The organism is Cetobacterium somerae ATCC BAA-474 (assembly GCF_000479045.1).
Taxonomy (GTDB): domain Bacteria; phylum Fusobacteriota; class Fusobacteriia; order Fusobacteriales; family Fusobacteriaceae; genus Cetobacterium_A; species Cetobacterium_A somerae.
The window spans coordinates 1,261-1,943 of sequence record NZ_KI518139.1; the positions used below are offsets into that span (position 1 = coordinate 1,261).

The 683-nt window shown below is 31.0% G+C and carries 1 protein-coding gene; it reads left to right on the forward strand.

Annotation, left to right across the window (positions count from 1 at the left end):
- A partial coding sequence (locus HMPREF0202_RS15290; protein WP_023052295.1) for an RNA-dependent RNA polymerase family protein occupies positions 1-683 on the forward strand: 683 nt, incomplete at both ends.

Consider the following 683-nt stretch of genomic DNA (forward strand, 5'->3'; position numbering starts at 1 on the left):
GAAGTTAGAATTGTTAGATACGCAGATGACTTTAAACTCTTTTGTAGAGATAGAGGTTCTGCGGAAAAGATGTTCAAACTTGTTAAAATATTCTTGAAAGATAGATTGAAACTAGAGATTTCTGAAAAGAAATCCAAAATAGTAAATCTAAGAAAAGAGTTTAGTATCTTTCTAGGAATAAAATTCAAAGCTGTTAAGAATAGAAAGAGATTAACTGTAAGGTCATATGTATCTGACAAAGCAAGAAAAGCTATCTTAAACTTAATCAGACAAGAGATAAAAGAACTTCAAAAAAGACGAACAGCCCTGCAAGTCTTAAAATTTAATTCAGTAATACTAGGAATCCAAAACTATTATCGCATGGCAACAATGGTAAATATAGATTTTAGAAAAATTGGCTATATAGTTAATAAATCCTTAATGAACAGAATAGGGAAACCTTCTGATAAAAAGGATAAGAAATACAAGCTCCGCTATAAAGGGTATAACTTTCAAGTATGGAATGTAGCAGAAACCACAATCTTCACGCTACAAGCTATAAAGTTTAAAATACCTAAACTATTTTCAGCGAAAAAGAGAGTACAGAAAGAAGAAAAACAAATTGAGATAATTGGAGTCGAAGACCCTCAAATAAGAGCTATTCTGAGACTCCAAAGAAACTCAACTTGCGAAGTAACAGGAAA